Here is a 14,316-nt window from a genome sequence, read left to right on the forward strand (position 1 = left end):
TGGGAGAAAACTCCCATCTTATTGATTCTAATATCTAAGTAAGATTATTCTTCGTCTGCAGCACCAGGAGCTTTACATGATTTAGGTGCTAAGTTAGAAGCAACATTAGTCTCACATTTCCATGCTCCAACTGATTCATCTGAACCTTCAGTGCCAGCATCTGCATCAGCTGCTACTGCGTCTGCATCAGCTGTACGAACCCACTGAATAAATTTACCATTAATACGCGATGAACCCTGTAATAAACATTTGATCTCAGCTGCTCCCTCTGTCGTTACAGTTGCAGTAATTGTTTTACAAGCAGCAGTGTCTTCAGGAAGACCAACACCTTCTGGATTTTCGATATCTGCACCAATTCCTTCAGATAACTTTAATTCAGTATTCGTCTTACCACCAGTGATATCAGCTAAACCAACTGAAACCTGTGATTTAGCAACATAGTTTTGATAAGCAGGAATCGCAATCGCAGCAAGAATACCGATAATTGCAACAACAATCATTAACTCGATTAAAGTAAAACCTTTTTGAGCGTTCATAACATCTCTCCTAATTTTTTAAGTTCAAAGTTAACAACCTATCCCCAAAATAGATTTTGTTGTTGCTAACTAACTGATGCTATTTTCGGATAACGCGTCAAGGTTGCCAATAAATAATTTTCAAATTTATTTTTAATGTTAATTTATGTAAAAAAGTGACATTTTTTGTCACTTTTCTTAACTCAATTTAAAATAATTGGCTGATTACTCAGCTCATTTTCTAAATCTTGCCCTTTATCATCATAAAAACGATTTAAAATTTCGCCGACTTCCTTCACACCAACAATAACACCCTGTTTATAATTTTTGTTTTTTAGCTCATTAATCATGTGATCACAGATTGCTTGCCAATCCTGTTGTGTTGTGGCCTTTTGAATTCCACGATCAATCACAATTTCAACTTTCTGCTCACATAGATTTAAATATATCAGTACACCACTATTAAACTCTGTATCCCACACACCTAATTCAGCAAAAAGTTGTTCGGCGCGCTGACGAGTATTCATTGAATAAGCCAAGGCACATGGAATATATCCCTCTATGACCACTTGGATCTCTCCAACATGACCTTGCTCCGCTTGTTTCACTGCCTCAGCAATTGCATTTTGGTCCATCTTGGAAAAATAACGTTTAGACGCAGGCAAATAACAAAAGTGCCTAATCCAGCGCTTGAAGCTCGGTTGAGATGCTTGCTGCAACTTTGGTTCAGTGATAATTTCTGTCGTTTCAGTTTTTGTTACCATGAGCCTGACGCACCTCCCCCACCAAAGCCACCACCACCGCCACTAAATCCACCACCGCCAAATCCGCCTCGACCGCCACTGCCGCCGCGTCCTCCGCCAGATAAAAATGCTTGGAAAATCAACTGTGCGATGGATGTAAATAATAAAAAGAAAATTCCAATGCCCACAATCAAGCTGATTAAAATCCCTGAACCATAAATCATGCTCGCAGCAAAAGCAGTAACACCCGCGACCGAAGCACTTAAACGATTACCAATAATAAAAGAACCAATCACACCAGCAATCAAAATGAATAATACCGTGTTAAATGTCTTTTCTTTTGCATATTGTGCTTTTAAGGCTTGTTCTTGTCTAAGTTTCAGTTCTTCAGCAGCTTGTTGGGCAATTTCAGGATCAAGGTTAACGATTCGTTCAATTTCTCTGACTCCTGAAATTAAACCCTGTCCAAATTGATTGACTTTAAAGTAAGGCGTGATTTGTTCACGAATGATTCGACTCGCAACGATATCTGGAATGATACCTTCCAATCCATAGCCTGTTGCGATATGTAATCTTCGATCATTGATTGCCACCGCGATTAACAAGCCATTATCTTGTTGAGCAGAACCCAACCCCCAAGTCTGTGCAGTCCGCATTGCAAAATCAAAGATACCTTCCTGACCAGTTGTTGGAACGATGACGATCCCAATTTGAGCCTTACCCTCGCTATATAGACCGCGAATTATTGTATCAAGCTCCGACTTTTCTTGAGGAGAAAGTATATTCGCCTGATCTATCACAGGTTCATTTAATGTAGGAAGTTGACGTCGTGAGTCTCCTTCCTGCATATCATTTGAAACAGTAACAGGAGATACTGGTGTTGGTTTATTTTGCTGAGCACTTGATGATGGATTTGCTGAATTGGGTTGAATCACTTTTCCCAGCACAATCGCGTCAGACTCATGATCTACTGCTGTTGCAGTTTCTGCATGAACCGTTTGCAATGTACAGGTCATCACAAAGACAAATAGCCATGAAATCAATTTCATACTATTGTGTCTAAGATGCTGTGTTCTCATGCTCATATTCATTAACTTCTAATCACTGATTTAATCAAAAGAAACATTCGGTGCCTTTTGTGCACTCGCTTCGGCACTAAAGTTTTCTTTTGCATCCATACCAATGACTTTTGCAGTTATGACTTGTGGGAATTGACGAACATAGGTGTTGTAATCTTGGACGGTAGAAATATAGCGATTACGCGCAACTGCTATACGGTTTTCTGTACCCTCTAATTGTACCTGCAAATCACGGAATTGCTCATTTGCTTTAAGATCTGGATAGTTCTCAGTCACTGCCAGCAAACGTGATAATGCACTTGTCATTTGTGATTGCGCTTCTTGATAACGCTTGAATAGTTCAGGATTTTCAAGGACTTCTTTATCAACTTTGAGCCCTGCAACATTTGCACGTGCCTCTGTGACTTCAGTTAAAACTTGTTCTTCATGTTTTGCATATCCTTTTACTACATTCACCAAATTCGGAACAAGGTCTGCTCGACGCTGGTATTGGTTTTGTACTTCAGACCATGATGCAGTCACCGCTTCATCTTTCGCTTGAAGTGTATTGTACCCACAACCTGTGAAAAGCAAGGTACTTGATAATGCGAGCACAACAGCTGATTTTTTTAAAATTTGCATGACATCAACCTCATTATTTATTTGTATTTGTTTAATTAAAAATATTGTATACGCAAAGTCAAAATTGAATGTAGCATTTATTTTATGGCTTTAATTTATATAAAAACATTAAGATAAAAAAAGCCACCCTAAGGTGGCTTTTTGTTTGAAATTACTCTTCGTCTTTTTTATCGTCAGCTGGAGGTAAGTCCTTCACAGCTTCAGCAATTAGACCAAACATGTAGTTTCCGTATGCATTAGTTTTATCATAATGAAAACGTAAACGAGGTGTGATACGTGTCTTAATACGACGACTCAGCTCATGACGCAGAAAACCTGATGCTTTGTTTAAAACATCTAGAGTATCTTTATTTGCTGCTTCACTTTGTTCATCACCAAGTTCACGCCCCATGACAGTAACATAAACTTCAGCATAGCCTAAATCTGGGCTCACTTTCACCGCTGAGATGGTCACAAGACCACCTAAGCGTGGATCTTTCAGCTCCTGACGGATAAGTTCAGACAATTCACGCTGAACCGTGTCCGCCATACGCTTAAGACGTTGACTACCCGCCATTAAAGACTCCGTTTAATTAATTGAACATCATAGACTTCGATTTTATCGAGCACTTTGATGTCTTTATAGCCTTTGACTGCAAGACCACATTCCATACCAGCACGAACTTCTTCAACCACTTCTTTATAACGGCGAAGTGATTCAAGTTCACCTTGGAACACAACCACGTCATCACGTAAGACACGAATTGGTTTATTACGGTGTAATAAGCCCTCAAGAACCATACAACCTGCTGCCGCACCAAATTTACTTGAGTGGAATACTTCACGTACTTCAGCCACACCAAGAATCGTTTCACGGTGTTCTGGTGCAAGCTTACCACTCATGGCATCTTTCACATCATCAATCAATTGGTAAATGATTGAGTAGTAACGGATGTCGATACCATCTGCGTCAGCTTTTTGGCGCGCTGTATTGTCTGCACGAACGTTAAAGCCTAATAAGAATGCTTCTGAAGATTCTGCAAGTGTGACATCAGACTCAGTAATCGCACCAACACCTGAACCAATGACACGCACTTTCACTTCATCAGTTGAAAGTTCAGCCAATGCAACATGAAGCGCTTCCAATGTACCGCGAACATCTGTCTTCAGAACTACATTCACAATCGGCACATCTTTTTTGCCCATTGAAGCCATTAAGTTTTCAAGACGCATTGCAGATTGACGCTCTAAACGTTTCTGACGCTCACGATCCATACGTGCATCAGCCACTTCACGAGCTTTCTTCTCATCGTTAACAACAAGAACTTCATCACCCGCCATTGGCGCTTCTGGAAGACCTAAGATCTCAACTGGAATCGATGGACCTGCAGATTTAATACGTTGACCATTTTCATCAGTCATCGCACGTACACGACCGTAAGATGCGCCTGCAAGAACGAGGTCACCTACTTTTAATGTACCATTTTGAACAAGAATCGAAGTAACCGCACCACGGCCTTTATCAACACGTGCTTCGATTACAACACCTTGTGCCGCACCTTCTTCAGAAGCTTTAAGCTCTAGAAGTTCAGATTGAATCAAGATCAAGTCAAGAAGTTCATCAATACCTGCACCCGTGTGCGCAGAAACCATCGCGACAGGGACATCACCACCCCATTGCTCAGGCACGATTTCTTTAGTTGTCAATTCATTCAATACGCGATCTGGATCAGCAGATTCTTTATCCATCTTGTTGATTGCAACAATGATTGGCGTACCTGCTGCACGAGCATGGTCAATCGCTTCCGCTGTTTGTGGCATAACACCATCATCAGCTGCGACCACCAATACAACGATATCAGTTGCTTTCGCACCACGTGAACGCATCGCAGTAAATGCTGCGTGTCCCGGAGTATCTAAGAAAGTGATAATACCTTTATCCGTTGTAACGTGATAAGCACCGATATGCTGTGTAATACCGCCCGCTTCACCTTGCGCTACTTTCGCACGACGAATACGATCAAGAAGCGATGTCTTACCATGGTCAACGTGACCCATGATAGTAACCACTGGTGGACGCGTTGTTTGTGCACCACGTGCTTCTTCAGCCGCTTCAAGCAAGTTATCTTCCGCTTGAGTATCTGATACTAGAACTGGGTTATGACCCATTTCTTCAACCACTAGAACTGCTGTATCTTGGTCAATTGATTGGTTTTGAGTGACAAGCTCACCCATTTTCATGAGTGTTTTAATTACTTCACGAACCTTAATCGCCATTTTTGCAGCAAGGTCAGCAACAACAATAGTTGCACCGATTTCAACATCATAAACTTGCTTTTTAACTGGCTTCTCGAAACCATGTTTATTAGCTTGGCTTGATTTCAAACCACGTTTATGAGAGTTGTCACGGAAAGATTGCTCTTCTTGACCGCGACGACCACCTTTCTTAGGAGAACGTGCACCTGGTGTGTTATTACCACGCTTAATGTCACGGTCTTCTTTCGCGAATGAATCTTCGTATGCTTGACCAACAAGACCAGCAGCCAATGGAGAATCATCGACCACACGAATCGTTGCAGTTGCATCTTCATTAGAGTACTTAGAAGCCATCTGACGCATTTGTTCAAGCGTACGTTGTTGTGCTTCTTCAGCTGCTTTACGACGTGCTGCTTCTTCGACTGCTTTTAATTTAGCAGCTTCAGCTTCACGTGCTTTTTTCTGTTCTGCAGTTTCAGTTGGCTTAGTTGCTTGTTTAACAATCGGTTTATTTGTTGACTTGCGCTTAACCACAACCGCAGCTTTAGCAACTTCTTGCTTCTCACTCGATTGTTTCGCTGCAGCACGCATTGCATCTAAGTTCGCTTTCGCTTTACTTACTGCAGGTTGCGCCTTCTCTTCAGCTTGAGCTGGTTTAACTTCAACTTTTTGCTGTGCTTTTGCTTCAGTTTCAGCTTTTGCTTTTGCCAATGCTTCAGCTTTAATTTGTTCAGGATCTGGCTTAGTGAACGTATGCTTCTTACGAACTTCTACGTTAATAGTTTTAGCTTTACCTGATGTACTTGCTACTTTTGCAGTACTCGTAGTTTTACGTTTCAACGTGATTTTTCCTGCGCTGCCGCTGTCTTGCCCATGCGCTTTTTTCAAATGAGCGACTAAACGGTCTTGCTGTTCTACTGAGATTGTGTCTTCTGCCTTAGATTGAGGCAACCCAGCATCTCGCACCTGATCTAATAGTTTTTCAACTGGAAGACCTACGCTGACTGCTAACTCTTTAATTGACTTATCCGTCATGTATGACCTCCTCGTTAATTAAACCATGATTCACGTGCTTTCATGATCAATTGACCTGCTTTCTCAGCACCTAAACCTTCGATATCAGAGATATCATCAGTTGCCTGATCTGCTAAATCATCTACTGTGATTACACCGCGAGCCGCTAATGCATAAGCAAGCTCTGAACTCATTCCTTCCATCGCTAGAAGCTCTTCGCTCGGTTCTTGAATATTTTCTTGCTCTTTCAGTGCATCTGCTAATGCAACTTCTTTCGCACGGCTTTGTAAAAGCTCAACCGTTTCTGCATCTAATTCGATTTCATCAAATGTTTCAGCTGGAACGTAAGCAATCTCTTCAAGTGAAGTAAAGCCCATTTCTACCAATGCCATCGCAAGGTCTTCTTCAATATCAAGACGACCTACAAACATATCGAGATATTGCTGTGCTTCATTTTGTTGACGAGCACGGTACTCTTCTTCAAGCATCATATTGAGCTTGTAACCAGTTAACTCAGAGGCTAAACGTACGTTTTGACCTTGAGAACCAATTGCACGCGCCAATTGATCGCTTGTAGCAAAAATAATATCTGCTGTGCGTTCTTCTTCATCAATCACAATACCCGATACATCTGCTGGCTCTAAAGCACTTGCGATATATTGAGCTGGATCATCTGACCAAACTACAACATCAATACGCTCACCGTTCAATTCTTGCTGTACAGCTTGGATACGTGTTCCACGCATACCAATACATGCACCAACTGGATCAATACGATGATCGTTCGTTTTCACTGCAATTTTAGCACGAACACCCGGTTGACGTGCAGCAGCTTTAATTTCGATGATTTCTTCAGAAATTTCTGGAATTTCTTTTTTCATCAATGCCATTAACATTTCTGGCTTAGCACGAGAAAGTTGTAGCTGCGCACCACGACCTTCACGGTTTACGTTAAATAAAATCGCATTTACACGTTGTTTAGGACGTAAAATTTCTTTTGCGATCATTTCTTCGCGTGCAAGATATGCTTCCGCATTCTCACCGAGGTCAATAATGAAACCATCTTTAGTTTGTTTCTTTACTTCACCGTAAATTAACTCACCAACTTTAGATTCATATGCATCTGCAATAAGCGCGCGTTCAGCTTCACGAATTTTCTGAACAATAACTTGCTTCGCGATTTGAGCTGCAATACGACCAAATTCAATTGATTCTACTTCAAGCTCACGCACATCACCGATTGACCATTTCGCTGGGTCTACATCAGAAATCGCGTCTTGGCATGCAGGCATTTCATGATCTTCATCTGCTACTACAGTCCATTGACGGAAAGTACGGTATTCACCAGTCTTACGATCGATTTCAACGCGCAACTGTGCTTCTTCAGAATTTGTGCCTTCGTAGAATTTTTTCTTCGTTGCAGCAACTAGAGCTTGCTCGAGCGCTTCGAAAATCGCTTCACGACTAACACCTTTTTCATTACTAACCGTCTCAGCAACGGTAAGAATTTCACGGCCCATAAGTCACCTACTATTCAAATTCTTTTAGTTAAGATTAATTTAGTCTTGGTAGATCAAGTTGGCCTTATCGATATTGTGACTATCGATCTCGAGCACTTGTTGCTTTTCAACTTCAACTTGGATCATTTCATTTTCTACATCTACAGCAACCAGTTTCGCTTGGAATTTACGGCGGTTATCCACTGCAGAAATCAAACGTAAAGCAACTTGTTGACCAATATATGCTTGCATCTGTTCAAGTTTAAAGAAAGTGCGATCCCAACCTGGTGATGAAACTTCTAATGCATATTCACCAGAAATTGGATCATGAACATCGAGGATTGCACCAACTTGTTGGGTAACACGTACACAATCTTGCACACCCACACCACGACCAAGATCAATTTCACCGTCTTCGGAAATAACAGGTTCTTTGTTTGGATCTTCAGGCTTGTCAATGTAGATACGTACTAGCGAACGCTTACCCTGAGGTGTAAATTCTAAACCCCATAGTTCAACATCGCACGCCTCAACAGCGGGTGCGATCAGTTCATACAATGCTTGGGTTTTATTTGATAACTTCATTTACTCTCGTCATTTATGTGCGATTCAATCGGCCAACAGACCGACACAGACTAACTATAGTGATAGCATGATTATTTGACCAATTGATGTCCACACTACACGATAGATAACAAAAAAGGGCGCATTCGCCCCCATTATTGCACAGAAAAGCAATGCCCACTGTGCAAAAAGGCCCACCTAGTTGTGAGCCTCTTTAGAAACTTGGTAGCGGGAGCTGGATTTGAACCAACGACCTTCGGGTTATGAGCCCGACGAGCTACCAGACTGCTCCATCCCGCATCAACGTGCAAAATTATATCTAAATTTGAATCATTTTTCAATCAGAAAAATTTTCTAATTAGACTTGATTAAGTTGCACCTTAATCAAAAGTGGTAGCGGGAGCTGGATTTGAACCAACGACCTTCGGGTTATGAGCCCGACGAGCTACCAGACTGCTCCATCCCGCATCAACGTGCAAAAAGTATATCTCAACTCAAACCTTGTTTAAGTTGCCTATCTTAAGTTTGCATCTTAATTATAGGATTGAGTGGTAGCGGGAGCTGGATTTGAACCAACGACCTTCGGGTTATGAGCCCGACGAGCTACCAGACTGCTCCATCCCGCATCAACAGATTTTGCTGCAAACACCAACTTAAACTTCTGGAATATAAGTTGGTGCGGAAGGGGGGACTTGAACCCCCACGCCCGAAAGCACTACCACCTCAAGGTAGCGTGTCTACCAATTCCACCACCACCGCAGCTGTGACGCATTCTAGTGGTTTCAATGAAAAATTGAAAGCGAAATATTCAATTATTCAGCTGGTTTTGGTGCAGTTGATGAAGTTTCAGGCGATTTTTGATCAACTTGCTCAGTTGTGTTAATCGTTTTCAAACCATAAGCATCTGTCGTTTGCTGCTTCGCAAAGTAAGCCAAGCTAATACTTGTGATAAAGAATAAAGCAGTAAGTATCCCGGTTAAACGAGTTAAGAAGTTACCAGAACCAGAAGCGCCGAATACAGTCGCTGCACCGCCACCGCCAAAAGACGCACCTGCATCTGCACCTTTACCATGCTGTACTAGAATTAAAATAATCATCAATAACGCTAAAATGATGTGTAGCACCAGTACAAAAGATTGCATGATGAACTCCTAATTATTTTGATTGGGCAAATGCTTGCGCAATTTGAACAAATGATTCTGCATTAAGTGATGCACCGCCTACGAGGGCACCATTAATATCTGGGCATGCTGCCAATTCAACAGCATTCTCAGGCTTTACACTACCACCATAAAGAATTGCTATGTTTTGACCTTCAGGTGTAATTTGACTCAATCCTTCACGAATTTTAGCATGCATTGCTTGTGCATCATCCGGGGAAGCTGTTTTACCAGTTCCAATTGCCCAAATTGGCTCGTAGGCGACGGTAATATGCACCCATTGCTCTGGATTCACAACACCTGCAATGTCACAAATTTGTTGTAACACCACTCGCTCAGCTTGCCCACTTTCACGCTGTTCAAGGCTTTCACCCACACAATAGATGATATGTAAGTTAGCAGCTAAAGCATTTTTTATTTTTTCATTAAGAATCGCAGGCGTGTCATTAAATATTTCACGACGCTCAGAATGTCCAATTAATACATAATCGACTTGGCTATCCTTTAAAAGATCTGCACTGACTTCACCTGTAAATGCACCAGTACCCGCAATACGCGATACATCTTGAGCAACCACAAACACTTCATGAGCATCTGTTGCAAGTTCATTTTTTACTTGGAGTAAAGCCAATAAAGTTGGCGCAACACCAATTTTACAAACTTCATGAGCGATTGAAGCTTGCTCAAGCTGTTGTTTCAAATCAGCTAAAAGCTGTTGCGTGTTAGCCTGCATTGGGTTCATTTTCCAATTGCCTACAACCCACGGAGTAATTGTCGAACCCGACATAGATCTAACCTTCTATCAAAAATGCGCACATTCTACACGGATTTTAAAAAATTAACGTAAAAATTCAATGGATACAGATTCAGCACCTAGAATTCTTTAAAAAAAGACAACATAAGACACAATATCCAACAGAATAAGTGAAAAAATTCAATTTTTTCATAGTTTTCGGATAATATTAATGATTTTAAGTATAGAATTTTCTACTTATAACCGTATAATTTTAATATTCGAATTATAAAATGAATTTAAGGCGTATTGGGGATGACTTTAGATCAAAGTGGGCCAAAATTTTCTGGGTTAAGTCGTCGTTTGGTTGATGAAGGCATTTTGACCTCCCAGCAAATGCAAAATGCTATTATTAATTCAAAAAAATCTCATCAAAAATTAGTACCTTACCTCGTTGAACATCTCAAAATACGAGCAAATACGATTGCTGAAATGGTTGCTCAAGAGTTTGGGGAGCCATTGTTCGATTTAGATGCATATAATGTTGAGTTACTACCTAAAGATATCGTTGCAGAAAATCTTGTTACAAAACATGTAATCTTACCTTTGTATCAAAGAGGTATATCTTTATTTGTAGCGACGAGTGATCCTACAGATATCGAAGCATTGGAAGCAATTCGATTTAATAGTAAATTAAACGTCGTTCCTATTACTGTAGAACATAATAAACTTGAAAAACTGATCGAAAAGCATTTTTCTGAAAATGAGAATTTCAATTTCGGTGATGAAGATCTTGACGTTAACGTGGTCGAGAACGATACACCGCAAAATAATAACGATGATGGTCCTTCAGGTGATGATTCCCCGATTGTTAAGTACATCAACAAGCTTTTGGTTGACGCCATTCGCATGGGTGCATCAGATTTACACTTCGAACCTTATGAAAAAACGTACCGAGTTCGATACCGCGTTGATGGTGTTTTAAGAACTATTGCAAATCCACCATTGCAACTCGCGAATCGATTAGCTTCACGCTTGAAAGTTATGTCTCAAATGGATATTTCAGAAAAGCGTATTCCGCAAGATGGCCGTATTAAGCTTAAATTATCTCGTACTAAAGCGATTGATTTTCGTGTTAACTCATTACCAACCCTATTTGGCGAAAAAATCGTATTACGTATTTTGGATCCGTCTAGTGCAATGCTCGGTATTGATGCATTAGGTTATGAAGAAGATCAGAAAGCTTTATTCCTTGAGGCACTTGAGAAGCCTCAAGGCATGTTACTGATTACGGGTCCAACAGGTTCTGGTAAAACAGTATCGCTTTATACAGGATTGAATATTTTAAATACTGAAAATGCCAACATCTCTACAGCAGAAGATCCCGTAGAAATTAACTTAGAAGGCATTAATCAGGTCAACGTCAACTATAAAGTGGGCTTAAGCTTCTCAGTCGCATTGAAATCATTCCTGCGTCAAGATCCTGATATTATTATGGTCGGGGAGATTCGAGATCTCGAAACAGCTGAAATTGCAATTAAGGCAGCACAAACAGGCCACATGGTGATGTCTACACTTCATACCAATAGTGCTCCTGAAACCTTAACCCGGTTGCGCAATATGGGGGTTCCCTCTTTTAATATTGCAACTTCGGTGAATCTCGTCATTGCTCAACGACTTGCTAGACGACTGTGTGTACACTGTAAAGTACCTGCTGATATTCCTAAACCAAGTTTGTTAGAAATGGGATTCACAGAACAGGATTTAGCAGATCCAGATTTTAAAATTTATCAACCTGTCGGTTGTCCTGAGTGCCGTGATGGTTATAAAGGACGTGTCGGTATTTATGAAGTCATGAAAGTGACACCTGAAATTTCGAAGATTATTATGGATGATGGCAATGCATTAGAGATTGCAGCTGCATCTGAAAGACTGGGGTTTAAGAATCTTCGACGTTCAGGATTAATTAAGGTCATGAACGGACTTACTTCTTTACAAGAAGTGAATCGAGTGACCAGTGAATAATTAAAAATAAGGAAATCATTATGGCGGTGAAAAAAGCACAGATGATGCCAACGTTTGTATATGACGGCGTGGATCGCAAGGGAACCAAAGTTAAAGGTGAAATGCCTGCGCGTAATATTCAACTTGCAAAAGTCATGCTCCGCAAACAAGGCATTACGGTGCGTAGTATCCGCGAGAAGCGCAAGAATATTCTTGAAGGCTTAATGAAGAAGAAAGTGTCTACTTTGGACATCACCATCTTTACGCGTCAGCTTGCCACCATGATGAAAGCAGGTGTACCACTTGTTCAAAGCTTTGAAATTGTTGCAGAAGGCTTAGATAATCCTGCAATGCGTGAAGTGGTTTTGGGTATTAAAACTGAGGTCGAAGGTGGTAATACTTTTGCAGGTGCACTACGCAAATATCCTCAGCATTTTGATCAGTTATTCTGCTCATTGGTAGAATCAGGTGAGCAATCAGGTGCGCTTGAAACCATGCTCGATCGAGTTGCGATTTATAAAGAAAAAAGTGAAGTTCTCAAACAAAAAATTAAAAAAGCGATGAAGTATCCAATTGCTGTCATTGTGGTTGCAATTATTGTGACCATTATTTTGATGGTCAAAGTGGTTCCTGTCTTCTCTGAGATGTTTAGCTCATTTGGCGCAGACTTACCTGCGTTCACGCAACTCGTAGTGGCAATGTCTGAGTGGGTGCAAAAATATTGGTTTATTTTAATTATTGGTATCGCGCTGACCATTATCGGCTTTATTGAAGCCAAAAAACGTAGTCAAAAATTTGCGGATGCATTAGATCGCACGGCTTTAAGGCTGCCTATTTTTGGTGATTTGGTTTATAAAGCAATTATCGCACGTTATAGCCGTACACTTTCAACCACATTTGCTGCCGGCGTCCCTTTAATCGATGCACTCCAATCAACAGCTGGCGCAACGAATAACGTGGTATATGAGCAAGCAGTTATGCGTATTCGTGACGACGTTGCGACTGGTCAACAACTTCATTTCGCTATGCGCTCGACCAATTTATTCCCATCTATGGCTGTGCAAATGGTAGCGATTGGTGAAGAATCGGGTTCACTCGATGCTATGCTAGATAAGGTTGCAACCCATTATGAAAGTGAAGTCGACAATGCTGTCGATGGCTTAACCTCCATGATGGAGCCTTTGATTATGGCCATTCTAGGTGTCTTGGTCGGCGGCTTAGTCATCGCAATGTATCTTCCAATCTTCCAAATGGGTTCTGTGGTGTAATGAACGAAATAATTGCGTATTTAATTCAATCGCCTACAGCACTCTATTTAACTGTAGGAATCATCAGCTTATGTGTCGGCAGTTTTTTAAATGTTGTCATTTACCGCACACCTAAAATGATGGAGCAAGAATGGCGTCAAGACTGTCAGATGTTTTTACATCCCGACCAAGCCATAATTGATGAAGATAAGCTCACGCTAAGTAAACCTGCATCGACCTGCCCGAAATGTAAAACACCTATTCGTTGGTATCAAAATATCCCCGTGATAAGTTGGTTATTTTTACGTGGAAAATGTGGTGAATGTGAAAATCCGATTGGCATTCGTTATCCACTGGTAGAAGTTTTGACTGCTGTTTGCTCATTAGTGGTCGTCGCGGTATTTGGTCCAAGCCTACAAATGCTTTTTGGCTTAATTTTAACGTGGACACTGATCGCACTCACATTCATCGACTTCGATACACAACTTTTACCCGATCGATATACTCTCCCCTTGGCTGCACTTGGTTTAGCGGTAAATAGCTATGCACTCTACACCTCACCTACCTCCGCCATTTGGGGTTATTTGATTGGTTTCCTCTGTTTATGGGTGGTGTACTATCTATTTAAAATCGTGACAGGCAAAGAAGGAATGGGATATGGCGACTTCAAATTACTGGCCGCGCTTGGTGCATGGATGGGTCCATTTTTATTACCGCTCATTGTCCTACTTTCATCCTTAGTCGGTGCAATCATCGGCATCATTTTGATGAAAGTCAAAAAAGAAAATCAGCCCTTTGCTTTTGGACCTTATATTGCGATTGCTGGATGGATTGCATTCTTATGGGGTAACGAAATTATGAAGGTTTATTTAGGCGGTTAAGCTAAAATAAGCCCCATTATG

General features: G+C 41.0%; 13 protein-coding genes and 4 tRNA genes. 3 read left to right on the forward strand and 14 right to left on the reverse strand.

Features of this window, described 5'->3' with window-relative positions; all coding sequences use genetic code 11:
- Nucleotides 1-44: 44 nt before the first annotated feature.
- The 14 genes from AC1M83_RS04175 to tpiA form a co-directional block, all read right to left on the reverse strand.
- Nucleotides 45-536: a pilin gene (locus AC1M83_RS04175; RefSeq protein WP_481590099.1), complete on the reverse strand. Its 492-nt coding sequence runs from the start codon at nucleotides 534-536 to the stop codon at nucleotides 45-47.
- A 182-nt stretch (nucleotides 537-718) separates the two neighbouring features.
- Nucleotides 719-1,279: a TPM domain-containing protein gene (locus AC1M83_RS04180; protein ID WP_481590100.1), complete on the reverse strand. Its 561-nt coding sequence runs from the start codon at nucleotides 1,277-1,279 to the stop codon at nucleotides 719-721.
- Nucleotides 1,273-2,343: a TPM domain-containing protein gene (locus tag AC1M83_RS04185; RefSeq protein WP_481590101.1), complete on the reverse strand. Its 1,071-nt coding sequence runs from the start codon at nucleotides 2,341-2,343 to the stop codon at nucleotides 1,273-1,275. Before AC1M83_RS04185 ends, AC1M83_RS04180 begins: the two co-directional genes overlap by 7 nt.
- Nucleotides 2,344-2,367: 24 nt before the next feature.
- Nucleotides 2,368-2,958: a LemA family protein gene (locus tag AC1M83_RS04190; RefSeq protein WP_481588600.1), complete on the reverse strand. Its 591-nt coding sequence runs from the start codon at nucleotides 2,956-2,958 to the stop codon at nucleotides 2,368-2,370.
- A gap of 151 nt (nucleotides 2,959-3,109) precedes the next feature.
- Nucleotides 3,110-3,514 (reverse strand): ribosome-binding factor A, encoded by a 405-nt coding sequence (locus AC1M83_RS04195; protein ID WP_035266025.1) that lies wholly within the window; start codon nucleotides 3,512-3,514, stop codon nucleotides 3,110-3,112.
- Nucleotides 3,514-6,228, reverse strand: coding sequence for a translation initiation factor IF-2 (gene infB / locus AC1M83_RS04200; protein WP_035266024.1), 2,715 nt, complete (start codon nucleotides 6,226-6,228; stop codon nucleotides 3,514-3,516). The genes AC1M83_RS04195 and infB overlap by 1 nt, the downstream gene beginning before the upstream one ends.
- Before the next feature lie 14 nt (nucleotides 6,229-6,242).
- Nucleotides 6,243-7,727, reverse strand: coding sequence for a transcription termination factor NusA (gene nusA, locus AC1M83_RS04205; RefSeq protein ID WP_035266021.1), 1,485 nt, complete (start codon nucleotides 7,725-7,727; stop codon nucleotides 6,243-6,245).
- Between the two features lie 39 nt (nucleotides 7,728-7,766).
- Nucleotides 7,767-8,291, reverse strand: coding sequence for a ribosome maturation factor RimP (gene rimP, locus AC1M83_RS04210; RefSeq protein ID WP_035266019.1), 525 nt, complete (start codon nucleotides 8,289-8,291; stop codon nucleotides 7,767-7,769).
- Nucleotides 8,292-8,493: 202 nt separating this feature from the next.
- Nucleotides 8,494-8,570: transfer RNA gene (locus AC1M83_RS04215), tRNA-Met, on the reverse strand.
- A gap of 91 nt (nucleotides 8,571-8,661) precedes the next feature.
- Nucleotides 8,662-8,738: transfer RNA gene (locus AC1M83_RS04220), tRNA-Met, on the reverse strand.
- Between the two features lie 81 nt (nucleotides 8,739-8,819).
- Nucleotides 8,820-8,896: transfer RNA gene (locus AC1M83_RS04225), tRNA-Met, on the reverse strand.
- A gap of 48 nt (nucleotides 8,897-8,944) precedes the next feature.
- Nucleotides 8,945-9,029, reverse strand: a tRNA-Leu gene (locus AC1M83_RS04230).
- 53 nt (nucleotides 9,030-9,082) lie between these two features.
- Complete coding sequence (gene secG, locus AC1M83_RS04235) at nucleotides 9,083-9,412, reverse strand: preprotein translocase subunit SecG (protein ID WP_035266018.1); 330 nt, start codon at nucleotides 9,410-9,412, stop codon at nucleotides 9,083-9,085.
- A 13-nt stretch (nucleotides 9,413-9,425) separates the two neighbouring features.
- Entirely contained in the window at nucleotides 9,426-10,217 is a 792-nt protein-coding gene (gene tpiA, locus AC1M83_RS04240) for a triose-phosphate isomerase (protein ID WP_481590102.1), read from the reverse strand.
- 261 nt (nucleotides 10,218-10,478) lie between these two features.
- Between tpiA and pilB the strand changes: the two genes are divergently transcribed.
- The 3 genes from pilB to AC1M83_RS04255 are packed head-to-tail and all read left to right on the forward strand — an operon-like array spanning nucleotide 10,479 to nucleotide 14,295.
- A complete protein-coding gene (gene pilB, locus AC1M83_RS04245) occupies nucleotides 10,479-12,188 on the forward strand; it encodes a type IV-A pilus assembly ATPase PilB (protein ID WP_092766658.1) in 1,710 nt (569 codons plus the stop codon).
- A 20-nt stretch (nucleotides 12,189-12,208) separates the two neighbouring features.
- Nucleotides 12,209-13,435 carry a type II secretion system F family protein gene (locus AC1M83_RS04250; protein ID WP_035266014.1) on the forward strand — a complete coding sequence of 409 codons (1,227 nt, stop codon included), beginning with the start codon at nucleotides 12,209-12,211 and terminating at the stop codon, nucleotides 13,433-13,435.
- Complete coding sequence (locus AC1M83_RS04255) at nucleotides 13,435-14,295, forward strand: prepilin peptidase (RefSeq protein WP_035266012.1); 861 nt, start codon at nucleotides 13,435-13,437, stop codon at nucleotides 14,293-14,295. The genes AC1M83_RS04250 and AC1M83_RS04255 overlap by 1 nt, the downstream gene beginning before the upstream one ends.
- Nucleotides 14,296-14,316 lie beyond the last annotated feature (21 nt).

It is taken from the genome of Acinetobacter sp. 25-47-130 (assembly GCF_056779705.1).